The organism is Candidatus Methylomirabilota bacterium (genome assembly GCA_035936835.1).
Classification (GTDB): domain Bacteria; phylum Methylomirabilota; class Methylomirabilia; order Rokubacteriales; family CSP1-6; genus AR37.
In genome coordinates this window covers 1-4,209 of sequence record DASYVT010000220.1, presented here as the reverse complement: position 1 = coordinate 4,209, position 4,209 = coordinate 1, and the positions used below count along the sequence as shown (strand labels likewise).

At 69.9% G+C, this 4,209-nt stretch carries 6 protein-coding genes; 3 read left to right on the top strand and 3 right to left on the bottom strand.

Features of this window, described 5'->3' with window-relative positions:
- Positions 1-251: 251 nt before the first annotated feature.
- Complete coding sequence (locus VGV06_20130) at positions 252-761, top strand: TetR family transcriptional regulator C-terminal domain-containing protein (protein ID HEV2057451.1); 510 nt, start codon at positions 252-254, stop codon at positions 759-761.
- 22 nt (positions 762-783) lie between these two features.
- On the opposite strand, the gene VGV06_20125 is transcribed toward VGV06_20130, so the two are convergent.
- Together VGV06_20125 and VGV06_20120 are read right to left on the bottom strand one after the other, a co-directional pair.
- Entirely contained in the window at positions 784-1,236 is a 453-nt protein-coding gene (locus tag VGV06_20125; GenBank protein HEV2057450.1) for a DUF4149 domain-containing protein, read from the bottom strand.
- Entirely contained in the window at positions 1,233-2,144 is a 912-nt protein-coding gene (locus VGV06_20120) for an alpha/beta hydrolase (protein ID HEV2057449.1), read from the bottom strand. The genes VGV06_20125 and VGV06_20120 overlap by 4 nt, the downstream gene beginning before the upstream one ends.
- A 341-nt stretch (positions 2,145-2,485) precedes the next feature.
- Between VGV06_20120 and VGV06_20115 the strand changes: the two genes are divergently transcribed.
- Both VGV06_20115 and nth read left to right on the top strand, forming a co-directional pair.
- Positions 2,486-3,001 carry a TRAP transporter TatT component family protein gene (locus VGV06_20115; GenBank protein HEV2057448.1) on the top strand — a complete coding sequence of 172 codons (516 nt, stop codon included), beginning with the start codon at positions 2,486-2,488 and terminating at the stop codon, positions 2,999-3,001.
- Positions 3,002-3,090: 89 nt separating this feature from the next.
- The gene (nth, locus tag VGV06_20110; GenBank protein HEV2057447.1) at positions 3,091-3,666 is read left to right on the top strand and encodes an endonuclease III; all 576 of its coding nucleotides are present in this window, start codon (positions 3,091-3,093) and stop codon (positions 3,664-3,666) included.
- On the opposite strand, the gene VGV06_20105 is transcribed toward nth, so the two are convergent.
- On the bottom strand, positions 3,650-4,209 hold a 560-nt coding region (locus VGV06_20105; protein ID HEV2057446.1), incomplete at its 5' end, for a deoxyribonuclease IV. The two genes, nth and VGV06_20105, sit on opposite strands and share 17 nt — an antisense overlap.

Below are 4,209 nucleotides of genomic sequence, written 5' to 3'. Positions count from 1 at the left end.
TGGTGTCTCCCCGCGAGCGGAGCGCCCGGTACTGCCACCAGCTGCCGCCCGCCGCGCCGGGGCTCCCCTGCCAGAGCGCGGCGTAGGAGCCGTTTCCTCGTTCCGCCCGCGTCTTGAGCCCGGCGCTGACCTTTCGCCAGTCGCCCGGGCTATCGGCCCCGAGCCAGCCGCTGCGCTCGCCCGGAACCGTTCCTGCTCGGGAGAAAGCCCGAAGTCCATGGCGAGGGATTCGAGCGTGGGATAATCGGGGCGTGAAGCGGAAAGCTCCCCGACGCCAGCCCCCGACACCCCATGCGCACCAGCTGCCCGCTTCGAGCATCCAGGCCCCCGCTTCGAGCATTCAAGTCATAGAGGAGCGCTTCGCGCCCATCGTCGCGGCGGTCGCCCGCGTGGCTCGCGGCGGCGATCCCCCGGCGGTCAGGCTCGAGGGCGCGATGGAGATCATCTTCGGCGCCTACGGCCAGAGCGATCCCGACTTCTCCGAGATGCTCCTGACTGGCTGGATGCGGGCGCGTCACGACAAGCACCACCGACTGGCGCTGGCCTGGCAGCGGGAGCAGCTCCGGCTGTCGCTCGAGGAGATTCTCCAGGCGGGCGTGGCGACGGGAGCGTTCAGGAAGGAGCTCGATACGGGCGCCGTCGCCGCCGTCATGCTGGGCGCGGCCGAGGGGTGCCTGCTCCAGTCAGCCACACAGGGCGGGGCCGTGCCGCCGGGTGAGCTCGTGAAAGCGCTGCTGAGCCTCGCGCTCAGCGGGGGCTGAGCGGGCGGCGGCTTGAAGCCCTTCAGCGGCGCCTCGCCATCTCGAGCACGAGCACCAGGACACCCGAGATCATTACGATCCCGTTGAGGATGCCCGACAGGCGGTGGAGCCGCGCGAAGCCCGTCGCGGCTGCCGGATCCATACCGGCCTGCCGCATCGCTTCGCGCGCGGCGTGGGCGGCAGGCAGGACTACCGCGCCCGCGTACAGCGTCAGGGCGAGCATGAGCAGGACGAGCCCCACGGGCAGCCAATCCCAGCCGCGCAACCCAGCCCCGAGCCACCGCGCTCCCAGCCCAACCAGGGCTGCTAACCCGAGGGCCAGGCCGATCGTGTAATAGCGAGGGAAGACCGCGCCCACGAACCTGCCCGCGGCCTCCCGCTCGAGCGTGCTGAAGGCCGAGGGCGCCACGACGAAAGCGAAGAAGCCCATGGCCCCGAGCCACAGCGCCACCACTACCACCGTGAACTGTTTCACGGGCGGGCACCCGCGGCGAGAAAGCGCGTCAGGAGGGCGTTCACCTTCACCGGAGCCTCCTGCTGGACCCAGTGGCTCACGCCCGGCAGGTAGGTGATCCTGAACGGGCCCGAGAAGTACTTCCGCATCCCCCGCGTCAATTCCTTGCCCAAGGCGAAATCCCTGTCCCCCCAGATGATCAATGTCGGCGCCGCGATCTTCGGCAGTTCCCGCACGGACGGCAATCCGCCTCGGAATGCCGCCCGGTACCAGTTGATGGCGCTCCGGAGCGCTCCAGGCTTGGCGAAGGCCTCCGCGTAGCGGGCCAGGTCGGCCGGCCCGAAAGTCCCCTTCCGGGCGCTGCCTGCCAGCATGCCCTTGAGGATCCGGAAGTTGTCGGCCGCGAGCAGCCGCTCCGGGGCGTCCGGCAGCTGGAAGAAGAACATGTACCAGCTCTTCCTCAGCTGTGGGACGTTGCCCCGTTGAAGTTCCCGGGAGAACAACGCGGGGTGAGGCGAGTTCAGCACGCAGAGCCTGTCGGTCATCTCCGGATGGAGCATGGCGAAGGCGTAGGCCGCCGCGCCGCCCCAGTCGTGCCCCACGATGCAGGCGCGCTCGTGACCCAGGGCGCGAATGATCCCCGCCACGTCCTCGACGACGTTGGTGATCCTGTAGGCCTCGATGCCGTCGGGCTTGTCGGAGTCGTTGTATCCGCGCAGGTCCGGCGCCGCAACGTCGAAGCCGGCCGCCGCCATCGCCGGGATCTGCCGCCGCCACGAGTACCAGAACTCGGGGAAGCCGTGCAGGAGAAGGACGAGGCCCCGCGAGCGGACGCCTCCGGTGGGCTCCGCAGTCACGACGTGGAAGCGGAGGCCGTTGGCCTCGACGAAGCGGTGCTGCCAGGGCTCGGACCGGGGGATCTTCGGCATGTGCCTCCTACAGTAGCGGCCGAGGCAGGGCAGTTCAAGTTGACACGCGCGGCCCCGGCTCCTAGCATCGGGCACATGCGCGTGGACTTGGCCGCACGGCTTTGGGCCGCACTGCTTTGGGCCGCCCTGGTCTTGGTCGTCCTGCTTTGGGTCGCCGCGGCCCTCCCCGCATGGGCGCAGTCGCCGCTTGTCGCCGAGCTTCGCGTCTGGGCGACCCGCTACCACGAGAACCCGCAGAAGATCGACGAGCTCCGGGCCGCCCTCGAACAGGCGGCGCGGGCGCGGTCCCCGACCTCGACACGCTGCTGGCCCTGTCGCAGGCCTGCTTCATCTACGGCGACGTGCGCGCGAAGACGCCGGAGGAGAAGCTCGAGGCCTATGATCGCGGCAGGCAGATCGCCAAGCGCGCCGTCGAGCTCGCGCCGAGGAGCGCCGCGGCCCGTTTCTGGTACGGCACCAACACGGGCCGCTGGGGGCAAACGAAGGGCGTGATGCGCTCGCTCTTCCTCCTGCCCACCGTCAAAGACGCGATGGAGGCGGCGCTCGAGCTCGACCCCGCCTACGCTCCGGCCTATGCCCTGGGCGGCAACATCTACTACGAGGTCCCGGGCTTCGTCGGCGGTAACCTCGACAGGTCAGAGGCCATGTTCCGCAGGGGCCTCGAGCTCGACCCTCACTACACCAACATGCGCGTGGGCTTGGCCCGCACGCTCTGGAAGAAGGGGCGAACGGCCGACGCCCAGCGGGAGGCCCTGGCCGTGCTGGATGAGAAGGCTCCGAGCAATCCCGCCGACTGGACCGTGAAGGACGTTCCACAGGCCAAGGCGCTCCTCGAGCAGATCAAGGGGCGCTCCTGAGCCGCCGCCGGCCGCGGCTCCAGATCGGCCGCGTCATCCGCACCCTCGGGCGCGTCTCCAAGCGCTGGCGCACGACCTCGCTGGCCGAGGTGGCGGCCCGGCGGCGCGATCCCTTCCACGTGCTGATCGCCTGCCTGCTCTCGCTGCGCACGAAGGACGAGACGACGGGCCCGGCCGCGGCGCGCCTCTTCGCCCTCGCCGAGACGCCCGAGACCATGCTTCGGCTGACGCCTACGCTGATCGAGCGCGCCATCTTCCCCGTCGGCTTCTACCGCACCAAGGCGCGGGTCATCCTCGGCGTCTGCCGCGATCTCCTGTCGCGATTCGGCGGCCGGGTACCGGACGAGATCGACGCGCTGCTCACGCTCAAGGGCGTGGGCAGGAAGACGGCCAACCTCGTGGTCACCCAAGGCTTCAACAAGCCGGGCATCTGCGTGGACATCCACGTGCACCGCATCTCGAACCGCCTCGGCTACGTCCGGACCCGGAATCCGGAGGAGACCGAAACGGCGCTGCGGGCCAGCCTGCCGAGACGGTACTGGATCGGCTACAACGACCTGCTCGTGTCCTTCGGCCAGAACATCTGCCAGCCCGTGTCGCCCAAGTGCTCGGAGTGTCCGGTGCGCGCGCCCTGCGCGCGCGTCGGCGTCACCCGCTCGCGCTAGTCCGAAGCTTCCTCAGCAGCGTAAGCGCCGCTCGGTCGGCCTTGGGCTCGGGATCCTTGGGCGTCTCGAGGACCATCGGCACGCGGGCGAAGCGCCGGTCTCTCATCAGCCAGCGGAACGCATCCTTTCCGAGCCGCCCCCTGCCGATCTTCTCGTGACGGTCGAGGCCCGACCCAAGCTCTGCCTTGGCGTCGTTGAGGTGGAAGGCCCGCACGTGCCGGAGTCCCACGATCGCCGCGCATGATTTCATCACACCCTCGTAGCCCGCGCGCGTTCGCAGGTCGTAGCCGGCGGCGAAGAGATGGCAGGTGTCAAGGCAGACTCCGAGGCGCTCCGGCGCCCGCGCGCCGCCGAGGAGCGCGGCCAGCTCTTCAAAGCTCCGCCCGATCGTCGCGCCGCCGCCTGCGGTGTTCTCCAGCAAGACGCGGACGCGATAGCCGCGGGTCCTCGACGTCACCTCGTCGAGCGCGCCGACGATGCGCCGAATGCCCGCCTCGAGACCCTGGCCCTTGTGCGAGCCCGGGTGGATGATCACGAAGGGCA

Coding starts and splice junctions, on each gene's coding strand:
- VGV06_20120 (HEV2057449.1), bottom strand. CDS start 2,144: ATGCCGAAGATCCCCCGGTCCGAGCCCTGGCAGCACCGCTTCGTCGAG.